Here is a 13,790-nt window from a genome sequence, read left to right as displayed (position 1 = left end):
AAAGAGGAAAGCCAAAAGCTTACTTTACGTTTATAAAGTTTTGCTATCGGGTTGTTCAAAATGATGTAGGGTTAATTCTCCTCCATCAAAAACAGCGTATGAGTTATAGTTTACCCATTCGCCCAGGTTAATATAACGGCTATTTTGGGTTAATTGAATATCTAATGGCAAATGCCTATGGCCAAATATCAGGTAATTATAAAAGTTAGCTTTTAATAATTCCCTACTATAAATAACCAGCCACTCATCCTCGGTATTTACGCGTTCAATATTTTTGCTACCTGCAATACGGCTGTGGTTTGACCAATAATTAGCTATGCCTACGCCTAAGTTTGGGTGCAGGCGCGCAAATAGCCATTGACATATACGACTTCTGAAAATTTTCTTTAAAAACTTATACATTTTATCGCCCGGGCCCAAGCCATCACCATGATGCAAGTAAAACTTTTTGCCATTGCGCTCTATTTCCAATTCATTGGTAATAATGGTGGCTCCCAGTTCTTTTTCAAAGTAATCAAACATCCACATATCATGGTTGCCCTTAAAAAAATACAGTTTTATACCTGCATCAGCCAACTGGGACACCTTACCTAAAAAACGGATGTAACCACGGGGCACTACGCTTTTGTATTCAAACCAAAAATCAAATACATCGCCCATTAGATATACCTCGGCTGCATCGGCTTTTATCGTATCCAGCCAGCGTACCAAACGGTCCTCACGCTCGCGGCTGGCTAAATAACCACCTGCTCCTAAATGAAAATCGGATGCGAAATAAAGCTTGTTACCTGTGGGCATATTATTTCAAAAGTACGGTAATAATATGCAGATGTGCAAATATGCAGATGTGTAAATTATTGTAAACCCTAAACTATCTAATACGTGCAACGCGGCGTATATCAATCAACTCAAATGTTATAAAACAAAACAGGCCCTTCGTAAAATAAAGAGCCTGTTTTGTATAATATTATTAGGTTAGTGTTTACCGTGACCTTTGCCATTTGATTTGCCCGGACCTTTGACTTTAACCGAACCCTTTTTAACATGAACCACCGTTCTTGCACCTGGTTTGTCGCGTAAAATTACTTGTTTACGGCCTTTGTAACCTACGTATTTGGTTTTATAGAATTTATGATTCGTCCATGGATTAGGGCGATTTACTACTACCTTATACCCATTGTATATATTGTAGTTACTGTAAGCCGGTGGCAAGCTTGATGAGTGTATCCAACCACTGTTGTTATAATATACGTACTGGCGCGCCGGTACATCATAATAAGCATCAATATCCGGTATATAATAGTAATCTGCTCTTTCGTAGCCTACCGGGCCCCAATCTGGCTGAGCACCTAAGTTTACATTAACTTGTATTTGCGCATCGGCTGTTTTGACTAATAAGCAGCTCAATATCAATGCTGCACTAAAAATGATCTTTTTCATAATAATAGTTGTTATTTGTAAGATAAGACAACCATTATCGCAAATAGTTTAGTTTATTTTTTTACTAACATAATAAGGAAACATTTAAAGCTAAAAGCTATAAATAATAAATGCCGGACTATAGCCCGGCACTTATTATTATATATAATTATATTATTATTTATTAATTATCATCGGCAGCTTTTTTATTGGCCATGGCTAATACCGGCTTACCAATAACCTTAAATGCCCCATCGCCTTTTAATATGGCTGCCAGTTGTGCTTTATTCTGCATGGTTTTTACAGCGCTGGCTAATTCTTTGTCATACTTAAAGCTATTCAAACTGCGCCCTTTTTCAAAATAGTAACGCGATGCTATTTCGTTTTCAAGCAATTGTTTAATTTCATCTTTATGTATTTGCAAGTCGTTCTTTTTGCTATTAAGTAGTTTTGCCTTTAAAATATCATATTCAGTTTGTATCTCTTTAAACTCCTTCTCGTTTGTTGCCTCTGATTTTAAATTATCCAACACTTTTTCGGCCGGGGTGCTGTAAGTGTAATTTTTGGTTGACAGATATTTTGCAAAATCATCGTACTCTGCATCGGTCAGTTTAAAGGTGGCCGGGTCAGCAATTTTTGGATGAGCTTCGCGATATTTTGTAGCGTAATCAAACAAAAATAATTTACTTATCAATGCTTGGGTAACCGTAGCATATTTATCCTGCTTTATAAATAGATCGGGATAAATACCGCTGCCATCATATACCGAACGGCCATTTTTAGTTTTAAACTCGTGTATAAGCGAATCAGCTACTTTTAATACGCTGCCATCATCCTGGCGATTTGTATAGTCAAGTGCTTGTATACAACGCCCGGATGGGACATAATATTTGGCTATAGTGATTTTTACTAAGCTATTATACTCTAACGGAAATGTTTGCTGTACCAGCCCCTTACCATAACTACGCTGGCCAATAATTACTGCCCTATCCAGGTCTTGCAAAGACCCCGCTACAATTTCAGAAGCTGAAGCAGAATTACCATTTACTAATACAGTTAAAGGCAAATCGGCCGCAAGCGGAGTGCTGACCGTATTCCAGGTATAATTTTTCTCTTTTATTTTTCCCTTTTGCGATACCACCATTACATCCTTGGGCACAAACAGGTTTACAATTTTTACGGCTTCCTGCAATATACCACCACCGTTTGAGCGAAGATCTAATATAATACCATTGGGATTATTCTTTTTTACCGCAATAAGGGCATCCATAACCTCCTGGGCCGAGTTCTCTAAAAACCTGTCCAATTTAATATAGCCCATATTACCATCAACCATACCATAGTAGGATACGTTGGGTTGCTTAATTTCATCGCGGGCAAGCAATTTTTCGGTTGGTTGGCCATCACCACGTTTTACAATTAATTTTACCGTAGCGCCTTTTGAGCCTTTTAGCAATTGGCTTACCTGGTCGTTGTTCTTTCCTTCAAGCGATACACCGTTAATTTGCAATAATTCATCCCCTGCACGTATATCAGCCTTTTGAGCCGGATAGCCTTCAAAAACACCCGATACCAATATTTTTTTATCGCGTATAAATATGCTGGCACCTATACCACCGTACTGTGTACTTACATAATGCAGCTTGTAATCTTCAATTTCCGATTCGGGTACAAACTCTGTATAGGGATCCAGCCCCTGTAACATAGCATCAGCACCCGTTTTAATCATTTTAGATGAGTTAATATCATCTACATAATTAACGTTTATCTCTTTGTACAGAGATACAAACACTTCAAGGTTCTTTGATATCTGGAACAGATCATCGCTAAAACTCCATGTAGTTATAGCCAATAACACTATCCCACCGGATATGATCAGCTTTTTATATGCTTTTACCAAAGCCTTCATTTTATTATGTTTAGATATGATTGATATAATATATAAAACTACAAAAAAGCAAGCTAGTTTATATAAGTAACTGATTTTATAGCCGATTATTATCTATGTTTACTAAAGCTTTTTGTAGTGTAAAAACCACATACTTACGATCTCGCTTTACCAGGTCCATTAAACGGGTTATCAGGCTATCTTCCTGCCCTTCGGTGTATTGTAATTCCTGATCGGTTAAGTGGTTATATTTTCTTTGCACTTTTATTTTTATTCTTTCCCAATCTTTATTTGAAATACTGATCTCGGCCATAAATTAAATGTTTTCACAAAAATATAAAAAAACAAGGTTGCTGTTTGTAAAATTTTGGCAAGGGTATTGTTAATATATTTTTATACTAACTAAATTTTAAAACTATGAAAAAGTATCTATTAAGTGCAGCCGCGTTATTAATTATTAGCATAAGCGCACATGCCCAATCAAGTACCTTTGGTATTAAAGGGGGTATAAATTTTTCAAAAATCAATACCGATAATTTAAACGAATCTACTGTAACAGGTTACCAGGCAGGATTATTTGCCCGTTTTGGCAGCAGTTTTTATGTACAACCCGAGGTTTATGTAGCCAGTTCAGGCGGTAAGGTTAACGGCAATGTAGGTGCAGCTGCTTACAATGGCGACATTAAATTTACCACATTAAATGTGCCTTTACTTTTCGGTAAATCATTTGGCTCCAACAATTTGAACTTCCGTTTAATGGTTGGCCCGGTGTATTCTTATATTATGAACCAGGACAAAAACTTCTCGGCCAATTTTAGTGGTGCTTATGCCGATTTTGGCAATTATAACAATAGTACCCTGGGTTACCAGGCGGGTGCCGGTTTTGATGTAGGCCCCATAACTGCCGATGTACGTTATGAAGGCGGCCTTACAGAAATTAATAAAAGCTATGGCCAAAAACAAAACTTATGGGCCGTAAGTGTAGGCTTTAAATTCTTTTAATGACAACAAAATTTATCCAAAGCGGCTGTCTCAAAAGGACAGCCGCTTTTTTTTTAATATCGAACACCCAATTACGAATATTGAATAATGAAGTAAAAAACTTCGATGTTCAACATTCATTATTCGATATTATTTATTAGATGGTTTCCAAAAAGGCCTAAAACAAGTAAAGCCCCTGATGGGCAGGGGCCTTTACTAACCAATTATAAACCTAAATTATGAGAAGAGCTGTAGGAGAAGGGGTCGAACCTTCACGAAGTGGTTATTCTTATTGCTAAGAGTTTCCCATATTCTTCGCCACCGGGACAAGGAGGTGTGTCTGCCAAAAGTTTCACCATCCTACAGGATATCATATCAACGCCGGTTGATATTGCTGTTGGGGAAGGATTCGAACCTCCACAGAGTAGTTAGCCCCGAAGGGTTTCCTATGATCTCCGCCACCGGGACAAGGAGGTGTGTCTGCCAAAAATTTCACCACCCAACATTATAATTTTTTAAAAGAACAAATAGGTTTCTGTCGATTTATAATACAAATTTAAAAGAGATATCAATTCCTTGCAAATATTTCAACAAAAATATTTTATTTTTATTCAAATTTTAATTAAACTTGTATTTCAATATAGATATTAAAATTTATGCCTCAAAGAAAAGCTCTAAATTCAGAAATTGATAATCTTGATATACAAATTTTATCAATATTGATGAAAAACGCGACTACGCCTTATACCGAGATCGCAAAAGAATTAATTGTATCCGGTGGAACCATACACGTAAGGATGAAGAAACTGGAAGAACTTGGTGTAATAAAAGGTGCCAGTTTGGAGGTTGACCCTCAAAAATTAGGTTACGATATTACCGCTTTCTTAGGCATCTTCCTTGAAAAAGGATCGCAATACAACGAAGCCGTAAAACAGTTACAAACAGTAAAAGAGATAGTTGAGTTACATTATACCACCGGTAGCTGGAGTATCTTCGCCAAAATTGTTTGCCATGATACCAACCATCTGCGCGAAATATTGAACGAGCAAATACAAAGCGTTAAAGGCATACAACGTACCGAAACCTTTATATCATTAGAGGAAAGCATAAAAAGACAAATTACTTTAGAACAGTACTAAAATTGGTTGGTTAATTGGTAGGGTATTTCCTATCAGGCGCACAAATGAACCAATAAATTATCTAAAAGCTAATAAGGCTTTATCTATTCTATTAACAGTTTCTACCCTGCCTAATAGTGCCGCAATATCAAATACATGCGGGCCAAACTTACCGCCTACCAGCATAATACGGAAAGGCAACATCACATCACCGGTTTTTAATCCTTTTTCTTCGGCTAAGGCTTTAAATTTGGTTTCCATATCGGAAGCATTTAATTCTTCGCCACTCAAAATATCTTTAAACGCATTAAAAAATGCGGTTTTCTCGTCAGTCCATTTTGGTTTAACCGAATTCAGGTCATACTCTTTTGGCACTTCAAAAAAGTACCCGGCTTGCAGGTAAAAATCAGTCAGTAAAACACAACGGTCTTTAACCAGATCAATAATGGTTAACAAATAAGCATCGTCATTTATGGTGATATCCTTATCTACCAATACCTCTTTTACTTTATCCTTTAAGCTTTCTGCTTTCTGCTTCTTTATCCACTCGGCATTAACCCATTTGGCTTTTTCAAAATCAAACTTAGCCCCTGCCTTACTAATACGGTCTATTGAAAATTTAGCAACTAATTCATCCAGTGTATATATCTCTTGCTCGGTTCCGTCATTCCAACCTAAAATGGCTAAAAAGTTTATAAATGCTTCGGGCAAAAATCCCATGCCTTTAAATCCGGGGGCATCCTGCCAATCCATAGCATAAACCGGGAATCCCAGGCGGGCACCATCACGTTTACTTAGTTTCCCATGTCCATCCGGTTTTAATATTAATGGCAAATGTGCCCATTGCGGCATATCGGCTTTCCAGCCCAAATAATCCCACAATAATAAATGTACCGGTGCTGATGGCAGCCACTCCTCGCCCCTAAAGGCATGCGATATCTTCATCAAATAATCATCAACCACTACAGCTAAATGATAGGTTGGCATACCATCGGCCTTCAATAAAACCTTATCGTCAATTTGATTAGTTTCAAAACTTACCCGGCCCCGTATCATATCCGTAAAGCTTACTGACTGATCCTCTGGCACTTTTATACGTATAACATGCGGTGTATGGGCATCTAAAAGTGCGTCAACCTCATGTTGTGGCATCGCTACCGAATTGCGCAAGCTATTACGGTATGCATGGCCGTATTGAAAGTTAGGTATTTCTTTACGATTCTTTTCTAATTCTTCGGCAGTATCAAAAGCATAATAAGCATGTCCTTCCATTACCAATTTTTCGGCATATTGGCGGTAAAGGTTTTTACGCTCACTTTGGCGGTATGGAGCATACTGTCCGGGGTTTACCGGGCTTTCGTCAGGTGTCAGGCCGCACCAGTTTAGGCAATCAATTATATATTGCTCCGCACCTTCTACATAACGGTTTTGGTCAGTATCTTCTATCCTTAAAATAAAATCGCCATTATGTTTTTTGGCAAAAAGGTAATTAAACAACGCTGTGCGGACACCGCCTAAATGCAAGCCACCTGTTGGACTTGGCGCAAAACGAACCCTGACTCTTTGATCTGACATGGCGCGAAGATAGTTGGAAAGTCGGAAAGTCGGAAAGTCCGGAAGTCAGAAAATGGATTATCCTTTAAAAAAAGATGTTGAAATTACATTTAATACTTTCGGACTTATACAGACTTACTGATTTTTCGGACTAACATATTATAATTATACAAACCTATTTACGTTATTTGATACCTGATATGATCAATGCTTACCAAAATAAACGACTTTGGAAATATATACTGCTTGTTTTTGCGGTTGTTATAGCCAGCGGTTCGTTATTATACACTAACTACCTGGTAAGAAATATTGCACAGTCTGAACGTACACGTGCGCAATTGTGGGCGTTGAGCATGAAGCAAAGCATCATGACTGAAGATAACGACTTTTTACCTTATGTACTTACCGTTCGGGATAGCTCTATAGTACCGGCAATTGTTACTGATGAAACAGGTGAAATTACTACTACAAAAGGCCTGGATCCTAATAAAACGTTTATCAAATTAGATGATATTGAACAAACTCCGGGGGTAAAAACTCCTGTATATGATCCGGAGTATTTTCATCGGGAACTGGAAATCATGAAGTCGCAGCACGAGCCTATCAGGATTACCCTGCCGGGTATAGGTAATGGCGAAAATCTGATATATTATAAAGATTCGGTGCTGCTTACCCGGTTAAAACTTTTCCCTTATATACAATTATCAGTTATCGCGGTATTTTTACTGGTAGCTTATACAGCGTTTAACTCGTCGCGCAAGTCCGAACAAAACCAGGTTTGGGTAGGCCTGGCTAAAGAAACAGCTCATCAGTTGGGGACGCCCATCTCCTCATTAATGGCATGGTTAGAATTAATAAAAGATAAATTTAACGCCGAAGAAGATCCATTAGTAGCCGAAATGGAGAACGATGTAAAACGGCTGGAAATAGTAGCCGATCGTTTTTCTAAAATAGGCTCGGTGCCTAAGCTGGAAAAACATTCAGTTTACGATACCATAAAAGAATTTGTTGATTATTTTGAAGTGCGGGTTAGTAATAATATTAGTTTTGAATTGAACGGCAACCGTGATCTAAAAGCCGGACTAAACATCCCATTATTTGATTGGGTAATTGAAAACTTGCTTAAAAATGCGGTTAATGCCATTGAAGGGAAAGGGAGTATCACAATAAACATATCCACTAATAAGGTGCAGGACCAAATATTTATTGATATTACCGATACCGGCAAAGGTATACCCCGTTCAAAGTTTGTAACGGTGTTTCAACCGGGATATACTACCCGTAAACGGGGTTGGGGGCTGGGCTTATCGTTAACTAAGCGCATGGTAGAGAATTATCATAATGGCCATATTGTTGTTCGCGAATCAGAAATGGGTAAGGGTACAACTTTTAGAATAACTTTAAAACGTATAAGAGATGAGCAACCAACCGAAGCCTGAGGAGTATTCTCCTTTTCACAATAATTATATTAGTAAAGTAAGTGATGGTGATGTAGTAGCCATACTATCCGAATTAAAGGATAGTACTTATAACTTTTTAAGCACTATACCTGTTGCTAAAGCCGATTATGCCTATGCTGAAGGCAAATGGACTATTAAAGAAGTTGTTGGCCATATGATTGATGCCGAACGTACTTTTGCCTATCGTATACTGGCATTTTCGCGCGGACAAAAAGAATTGCCGGGTTTTGAAGAGGATGAATATGTGGCCCTGTCGACCTTTAAAAGCCGCACATTAGCAGACCTTGCAGAAGAATTTAAATTGGTGCGGGAAGCTAACTTATTTCTGTTCCGGTCATTAACGCCACAGCAGTTATTAGCTACAGGTATAGCTAACAGCAATATAATCTCAGTTCGGGCTTTACTTTATATTGCTGCCGGCCATGAAATGCACCATATTAATTTAATTAAAGAGCGATACCTGTAAAAGAGTCATTAGCTTAGTTGTCTCCAGTTTTATTAATATCTTTTTTTTCAATTACGTAGGCTAAAATAGCGCCACTACCACCGAATATGGCCATCAACGCAGGGTATAATGCACCTAACTCGTCATCAAACCTGTTTATAATTACTGAAATTAAAAAGCCCAATCCTGTGCCTATTACAATTAAACCTAATCTTAACATATAGCTTGAGTTAAGAGGTTTTATCCCTGCGGTAGGATCCATACCACGTTCAATCATACCCATTTTTTCCCTGGACCGTAAGTAAAATATGCCGAATATCAATGCAAAAGCGCTTATTGGTACTAATACGGCAATGGTCATTACTGCTTTATCCATAATTTTATTTTTTTTAAGTGATTACTGATGTATTTGTAAGCTATGACTACCTGATTTTTAATTAGGTTACAGACAATTATAAAAATTTGCGATGTAAAGTATTGGGTATATTTACTAATAGGTGTAACCTTAATAAGTTATTCGTCGTCAAATCTATCATAAATGCAAAGCCAGCTTTCGGACATAGAATTGATACAGCAAACTCTGGGTGGAAACCAATCCGCCTATGCCGACCTGATCAAACGACACCAGCGCTTTGTATTTACGCTGGCGCTGCGATTTTCAAAAACCCGTGAGGATGCGGAGGAAATTGCACAGGATTGCTTTGTAAAAGCATACCGGTCATTAGCTTCTTTTCAGCAACAGTCAAAATTTAGTACATGGTTGTATAGTATTGTATATACTACGGCCATGACCCGTTTACGAAAGAAACGGATCGAGACATCATCTATACATAATGACGATGATAACTCACAAATAGAAGGACAAATAGCTGTAATAGATACTAATCACGCAGAAAACAATTCAAGATCGTATTACCTTAACCAAGCTATTGCACAATTATTACCTGATGATGCAGCGGTGCTTACCTTATTTTATAAAGGCGAACAATCTGTTGAAGAAATAAGCCAGGCTTTAGGAATAGAAACCAACGCGGTAAAAGTTAAACTATTTAGGGCGCGCCAGCGTTTAAAAGAAAAACTGGAGCGCAATTTAAAACATGAAGCTAAAGAACTGATATGAAAAGCATAGAAGAAAAACTTTGGGATTATATTGATGGTACCTGCACTGCCGATGAACAAAAAGCTATCAGTTTATTGATTGAAACTGATAAAGCCTACCAGGACAAATACCATGCGTTGTTGCAGCTTAACAGCGAATTTAATAGCATGGAACTGGATGAGCCATCAATGCCCTTTACCTACAACGTAATGGAGGCCATACGTACCGAACAAGCACAAAAGCCTTTAAAGGCAAGCATAAACACCTACATCATAAAAGGTATTGCCATATTTTTTGTATTAGTAATTGCAGGGCTGTTAATTGCATTTCTTTCTACTACAGATTGGCCTGCCGGTTCCGAAACTGTGAATAGTTTAAAATTACCTAATTTAAATTCGGTATTAAACGGCTCGGTGTTAAACGCCTTTCTGTTTTTTGATACAGTAATAGGGTTGTTGTTTTTGGACACCTTCCTGCGTAAACGAAGATTTTTAAAACACCAATAGCGTTTCAGATAAAATTTATTCCTAAAAAGAATATTATCTACTTTGAACAAAAAAATCAGTTTGATTGCAATATTTTGGTATAGTAATTGTTATATATATAACGAATCGGCAATCTGCCGGTTTAATTGTGATAAGGTTTAGGTTGAAAGCCGCCCGGCGCAAGGCAGGGGCGGCTTTTTATTTATCAAATTTTCCTAAATATCAGCTATAACATTTCCCAGGTCGCGGGGTTTCTCATTAATAAACGGATTGATTAGCAAGGCAATTAAGATCAATAATATACATCCTATGGCATTAAGCCATAAATAAGCTACAACTTCATAAAAACCACAAAAGCAAATAACTATTTCTGTAAGTACCGCTGCTATAAAAACCGCGGTGCCGCTTATCTTTTTAAAATAAAAGGCAGTTATAAATACCCCCAATATAGTACCGTATATAAATGAACCCAGTTTATTTACTGCCTCCAGCAAATTACCCAGTTGGCTGGCGTATAAAGCCATAGCAATGCATACCAACCCCCAAAATATGGTGGCTATACGCGATGCAATTAAATAATTGGTTGCGGTAGCATTAGGATTAATTGTCCTTTTATAAATATCAACAACGGTTGTTGAGGCCAGCGAGTTTAATGCGCTGGCGGTTGACCCCATCGAAGCTAAAAATACAATGGCTATTAACAAGCCTATTAGGCCACGTGGCAAATAATGGGTTACAAAATTCAGGAATACATAGTTAGTATCGTCCAGATCTGCCTTGTTGCTATTTTCCTTCATCAGGTCAATACCTTGCTGCCTAATAGACGCGGCCTCTTTACTTGCTGCTTTAAGTTCTTGTTGTGCAATATCTATTTTTGAATTGTCTTTACTATCCAGCGCTACTATCAGTTCATCAGTTTTTTGTTTGCGTTGGTTAAAAGCCGCGGAATACTTATCCTCCAAAACTTTATAATCGGCAGCATAACTGCTTTGCTTAACTTGCTTTACCTCGTATTGGTTAAAAAACATAGGCGGCTTGTTAAACTGGTAAAAAGCAAATACCAATATGCCTATCAGCAAAATGCAAAACTGCATGGGTATTTTTATCAAGCCGTTCATGATCAAACCCATCCGGCTTTGCCCTACCGAGCTACCGGTTAAATACCGCCCTACCTGGCTCTGATCTGTGCCAAAATAAGATAACTGTAAAAAGAACCCACCTATAATACCGCTCCAAATATTGTAACGATTGGCAGGGTCAAACTTCCAGTCAATAATGTTCATTTTGCCCAACTTGCCTGCTACCTTCACCGCATCAGTAAAACCTACACCACCGGGTAATAGCAATACTACCACCAGGCCTGCGGCAAACATCCCCAAAAAAATAATACTCATTTGCAATACCTGCGTATAAGACACTGCTTTTGTACCACCGTACACCGTATAACCAATAACCAGCAAACCAATAAATAAGGTGGTATAAACGGTATTGATATTAAGTATGGTTGATAGTATAATTGACGGCGCATAAATAGTTATTCCGGTTGATAGCCCGCGCTGCACTAAAAATAAAAAGGAGGTAAACGCACGGGTTTTCAGGTCAAAACGCTGTTCTAAAAACTCGTAAGCGGTGTATACTTTAAGGCGATGAAATATAGGTACAAACGTAATACACAAAACAATCATAGCCAGCGGAAGCCCGAAATAGAACTGCACAAAACGCATCCCGTCTGAATAAGCTTGGCCCGGAGCCGATAAAAAGGTGATGGCACTGGCCTGTGTAGCCATTACCGATAAGCCCACGTGATACCAGGGTAATGAGCGGCCGCCCATTAAATATTGATCAATGTTTTTATTGTTGCCGCTTTTCCAAACACCATAGGCAACTATGGTAAGCAAAGTGGCACCCAGAACTATCCAATCAATAAGGCTCATTTAAGAATTTTGGTAATTATGGAAAATACCAAAATTAAAAAAACCAGCCATACAACAACAATGCTGTAAAACTGGTTCCAGTTTTTTATAAATGATGGCAGTTCCGGATCAGGCGTCGCCACGTCCTTTAACTAATACATTCAGGAAGAAAGCGGCAGATAACAGGCCCAAAACAGCGCCAACAATAACATACACAAATCCTTGCTCTATAATAGCGCCAACAAAAACGCCGGTAAATAATGCTACCAAATAGTATAAATAATCGTAGCTTTTTTCTTCTGTAGTGTGGTGTTTCATATCTATGCTTTGTAATGGCAACAAAATTAATGGATTAATTGATTATTCAGCAATTTTATACCCGCATTTTTACATAAATTTTGTCGTGTCCTAAAAATCAGGGAAAAGGTGTTCCATTTTTAAGAAGTGGTACACTTTGGAACACCCCAATTTAAATATCCTATCTATTTATAACTTTGTTGTTGCATGATCATCGTAATTCAATGTAAGGACCAGGTAGGTTTAGTAGCCGGTATTACTAATGTACTGGCAAAAGAGCAACTAAATATTATTTCGCTGCGCGAGTATGTCGATACATCAGCCAATTTGTTTTTTATGCGATTGGAGATAGAGGAAGCAGCAGATGCCCGAATGCTTGAAAATAAATTAAAAGATGTGCTTCCTGCTGATGTAATATTACATATTAATCCGTTGCCATTAAAAAAGGTAGTGGTTATGGTTACTAAAGAATATCATTGCCTTACGGATATACTTACCCGCAACTTTTTTAATACGCTTGGGGCATCGGTACAATGCGTTATTGGCAACCATCCTGATCTGCAAAATATTTGCGAACGATTTGGTATGCCTTTCTCATTAGTGTCGCATGAGCAAAAAACTAAAGAAGAGTTTGAACAGCAAATTTCCCAAATTATACAGCCTTATGAACCCGATTATATTGTACTGGCCAAATTTATGCGCATACTTTCGCCGCAGTTTGTGGCCCAATATCCTATGCGGGTTATTAATATTCACCACTCGTTTTTACCGGCATTTGTGGGTGCCAACCCCTACCGCCAGGCTTATGAGCGCGGTGTTAAATTAATTGGTGCAACCGCACATTTTGTATCAAATGAGTTAGACGAAGGACCAATTATCGCGCAGCAAATAAACCCGGTGAACCACTCGTTTACCGTGGCCGATATGGTAAAAGCCGGTAAAGAAATTGAAACCGCCGTATTAGCCAAAGCACTTAAACTGGTTTTTGAGGATAGGGTGTTTGTGTATAATAATAAAACTGTGGTGTTTGAGTAAACGATTTAGTATCCTCTGTCATTTCGAACGTAGTGAGAAATCTATACATTGCTGAATGGCGTGTGTAGTGATTTCTCGTTTCACTCGAAATGACAA

The 13,790-nt window shown here is 38.1% G+C and carries 15 protein-coding genes and 1 tRNA gene; 7 read left to right on the top strand and 9 right to left on the bottom strand.

The window, feature by feature from the left end; translation table 11 throughout:
• Window positions 1–30 precede the first annotated feature (30 nt).
• The 4 genes from ACYVJ6_RS03055 to ACYVJ6_RS03040 form a co-directional block, all read right to left on the bottom strand.
• Complete coding sequence (locus ACYVJ6_RS03055) at window positions 31–798, bottom strand: UDP-2,3-diacylglucosamine diphosphatase (RefSeq protein ID WP_460692553.1); 768 nt, start codon at window positions 796–798, stop codon at window positions 31–33.
• Between the two features lie 177 nt (window positions 799–975).
• Window positions 976–1,440, bottom strand: coding sequence for a hypothetical protein (locus tag ACYVJ6_RS03050; protein ID WP_460692552.1), 465 nt, complete (start codon window positions 1,438–1,440; stop codon window positions 976–978).
• Between the two features lie 163 nt (window positions 1,441–1,603).
• On the bottom strand, window positions 1,604–3,328 hold the full coding sequence (locus ACYVJ6_RS03045; protein ID WP_460692551.1) for a S41 family peptidase: 1,725 nt from the start codon (window positions 3,326–3,328) through the stop codon (window positions 1,604–1,606).
• 76 nt (window positions 3,329–3,404) lie between these two features.
• Window positions 3,405–3,620, bottom strand: a complete 216-nt coding sequence (locus tag ACYVJ6_RS03040; RefSeq protein WP_460692550.1) for a hypothetical protein — start codon at window positions 3,618–3,620, stop codon at window positions 3,405–3,407.
• Window positions 3,621–3,724: 104 nt separating this feature from the next.
• On the opposite strand from ACYVJ6_RS03040, the gene ACYVJ6_RS03035 reads away from it, so the two are divergent.
• A complete protein-coding gene (locus ACYVJ6_RS03035) occupies window positions 3,725–4,309 on the top strand; it encodes a porin family protein (protein WP_460692549.1) in 585 nt (194 codons plus the stop codon).
• Between the two features lie 373 nt (window positions 4,310–4,682).
• Here ACYVJ6_RS03035 and ACYVJ6_RS03030 read toward each other — a convergent pair.
• Window positions 4,683–4,793 (bottom strand) — tRNA-Asp (locus tag ACYVJ6_RS03030).
• Window positions 4,794–4,944: 151 nt separating this feature from the next.
• Here ACYVJ6_RS03030 and ACYVJ6_RS03025 point away from each other — a divergent pair.
• Window positions 4,945–5,427, top strand: a complete 483-nt coding sequence (locus ACYVJ6_RS03025) for an Lrp/AsnC ligand binding domain-containing protein (RefSeq protein ID WP_460692548.1) — start codon at window positions 4,945–4,947, stop codon at window positions 5,425–5,427.
• Window positions 5,428–5,484: 57 nt separating this feature from the next.
• On the opposite strand, the gene gltX is transcribed toward ACYVJ6_RS03025, so the two are convergent.
• A complete protein-coding gene (gltX, locus tag ACYVJ6_RS03020) occupies window positions 5,485–6,981 on the bottom strand; it encodes a glutamate--tRNA ligase (protein WP_460692547.1) in 1,497 nt (498 codons plus the stop codon).
• 182 nt (window positions 6,982–7,163) lie between these two features.
• Between gltX and ACYVJ6_RS03015 the strand changes: the two genes are divergently transcribed.
• Window positions 7,164–8,399 carry a sensor histidine kinase gene (locus ACYVJ6_RS03015; protein WP_460693293.1) on the top strand — a complete coding sequence of 412 codons (1,236 nt, stop codon included), beginning with the start codon at window positions 7,164–7,166 and terminating at the stop codon, window positions 8,397–8,399.
• Window positions 8,377–8,886: a DinB family protein gene (locus tag ACYVJ6_RS03010; protein WP_460692546.1), complete on the top strand. Its 510-nt coding sequence runs from the start codon at window positions 8,377–8,379 to the stop codon at window positions 8,884–8,886. The genes ACYVJ6_RS03015 and ACYVJ6_RS03010 overlap by 23 nt, the downstream gene beginning before the upstream one ends.
• A gap of 13 nt (window positions 8,887–8,899) precedes the next feature.
• Here the strand turns inward: ACYVJ6_RS03010 and ACYVJ6_RS03005 are convergent, their stop codons facing one another.
• Complete coding sequence (locus ACYVJ6_RS03005; RefSeq protein ID WP_460692545.1) at window positions 8,900–9,241, bottom strand: DUF6249 domain-containing protein; 342 nt, start codon at window positions 9,239–9,241, stop codon at window positions 8,900–8,902.
• Between the two features lie 162 nt (window positions 9,242–9,403).
• On the opposite strand from ACYVJ6_RS03005, the gene ACYVJ6_RS03000 reads away from it, so the two are divergent.
• A complete protein-coding gene (locus ACYVJ6_RS03000; RefSeq protein WP_460692544.1) occupies window positions 9,404–9,985 on the top strand; it encodes an RNA polymerase sigma factor in 582 nt (193 codons plus the stop codon).
• Window positions 9,982–10,470 carry an anti-sigma factor gene (locus tag ACYVJ6_RS02995; protein WP_460692543.1) on the top strand — a complete coding sequence of 163 codons (489 nt, stop codon included), beginning with the start codon at window positions 9,982–9,984 and terminating at the stop codon, window positions 10,468–10,470. The genes ACYVJ6_RS03000 and ACYVJ6_RS02995 overlap by 4 nt, the downstream gene beginning before the upstream one ends.
• A 194-nt stretch (window positions 10,471–10,664) precedes the next feature.
• On the opposite strand, the gene ACYVJ6_RS02990 is transcribed toward ACYVJ6_RS02995, so the two are convergent.
• Complete coding sequence (locus ACYVJ6_RS02990) at window positions 10,665–12,383, bottom strand: sodium:solute symporter family protein (RefSeq protein WP_460692542.1); 1,719 nt, start codon at window positions 12,381–12,383, stop codon at window positions 10,665–10,667.
• 108 nt (window positions 12,384–12,491) lie between these two features.
• Complete coding sequence (locus ACYVJ6_RS02985; protein WP_460692541.1) at window positions 12,492–12,680, bottom strand: hypothetical protein; 189 nt, start codon at window positions 12,678–12,680, stop codon at window positions 12,492–12,494.
• 186 nt (window positions 12,681–12,866) lie between these two features.
• Here ACYVJ6_RS02985 and purU point away from each other — a divergent pair, with 186 nt between their 5' ends.
• Window positions 12,867–13,694: a formyltetrahydrofolate deformylase gene (gene purU / locus ACYVJ6_RS02980; RefSeq protein ID WP_460692540.1), complete on the top strand. Its 828-nt coding sequence runs from the start codon at window positions 12,867–12,869 to the stop codon at window positions 13,692–13,694.
• Window positions 13,695–13,790: the final 96 nt, after the last annotated feature.

The organism is Mucilaginibacter puniceus, from assembly GCF_054783175.1.
This window is presented reverse-complemented; position numbering and strand designations above follow the sequence as displayed.

Excerpts from the sequence above, each read along its gene's own strand:
- purU (WP_460692540.1), top strand. The coding sequence starts at position 12,867 with ATGATCATCGTAATTCAATGTAAGGACCAGGTAGGTTTAGTAGCCGGT.
- ACYVJ6_RS02985 (WP_460692541.1), bottom strand. The coding sequence starts at position 12,680 with ATGAAACACCACACTACAGAAGAAAAAAGCTACGATTATTTATACTAT.
- ACYVJ6_RS03040 (WP_460692550.1), bottom strand. The coding sequence starts at position 3,620 with ATGGCCGAGATCAGTATTTCAAATAAAGATTGGGAAAGAATAAAAATA.
- ACYVJ6_RS03010 (WP_460692546.1), top strand. The coding sequence starts at position 8,377 with ATGAGCAACCAACCGAAGCCTGAGGAGTATTCTCCTTTTCACAATAAT.
- ACYVJ6_RS03035 (WP_460692549.1), top strand. The coding sequence starts at position 3,725 with ATGAAAAAGTATCTATTAAGTGCAGCCGCGTTATTAATTATTAGCATA.
- ACYVJ6_RS03045 (WP_460692551.1), bottom strand. The coding sequence starts at position 3,328 with ATGAAGGCTTTGGTAAAAGCATATAAAAAGCTGATCATATCCGGTGGG.
- ACYVJ6_RS02995 (WP_460692543.1), top strand. The coding sequence starts at position 9,982 with ATGAAAAGCATAGAAGAAAAACTTTGGGATTATATTGATGGTACCTGC.
- ACYVJ6_RS03000 (WP_460692544.1), top strand. The coding sequence starts at position 9,404 with ATGCAAAGCCAGCTTTCGGACATAGAATTGATACAGCAAACTCTGGGT.
- ACYVJ6_RS02990 (WP_460692542.1), bottom strand. The coding sequence starts at position 12,383 with ATGAGCCTTATTGATTGGATAGTTCTGGGTGCCACTTTGCTTACCATA.
- ACYVJ6_RS03025 (WP_460692548.1), top strand. The coding sequence starts at position 4,945 with ATGCCTCAAAGAAAAGCTCTAAATTCAGAAATTGATAATCTTGATATA.
- ACYVJ6_RS03055 (WP_460692553.1), bottom strand. The coding sequence starts at position 798 with ATGCCCACAGGTAACAAGCTTTATTTCGCATCCGATTTTCATTTAGGA.
- ACYVJ6_RS03050 (WP_460692552.1), bottom strand. The coding sequence starts at position 1,440 with ATGAAAAAGATCATTTTTAGTGCAGCATTGATATTGAGCTGCTTATTA.
- gltX (WP_460692547.1), bottom strand. The coding sequence starts at position 6,981 with ATGTCAGATCAAAGAGTCAGGGTTCGTTTTGCGCCAAGTCCAACAGGT.
- ACYVJ6_RS03005 (WP_460692545.1), bottom strand. The coding sequence starts at position 9,241 with ATGGATAAAGCAGTAATGACCATTGCCGTATTAGTACCAATAAGCGCT.